General features: G+C 57.4%; 1 protein-coding gene. It reads right to left on the bottom strand.

The genetic code is table 11. The features are described from left to right. The coding region (locus KVS69_RS19740) for a hypothetical protein (RefSeq protein WP_217539789.1) at nucleotides 1-225 on the bottom strand (225 nt) is incomplete at its 3' end. Nucleotides 226-265: the final 40 nt, after the last annotated feature.

Here is a 265-nt window from a genome sequence, read left to right as displayed (position 1 = left end):
CGGAATGATGACGGCCTTGAAGATGAGTGCGATCGCCGCCGTCACGTAAAGATGCGGTGCGTCCTGAATAAAGGCCTGCCAGGCGACCGATAGCGTCAGCACCAGTGAATGCAGCGCGAAGACATTGAGAAGCGCATAAAGACGGTCTTGATAAAGCATCATCATGCTGACGAGCACGTGCCCTCCGGCAAGCATATGAGCGATGACGAAGACCGGTCCGTCCATCAGAGGCTCCTCGCGACGAAGCGCAGGAGGGTTGCGAGCA

Origin of the sequence: Stenotrophomonas sp. GbtcB23 (assembly GCF_019091045.1) — a bacterium.
Lineage (GTDB): Bacteria > Pseudomonadota > Gammaproteobacteria > Xanthomonadales > Xanthomonadaceae > Stenotrophomonas > Stenotrophomonas rhizophila_A.
The sequence above is the reverse complement of the archived record's forward strand: the minus strand, read 5'-3'. Positions and strand labels throughout refer to the sequence as shown.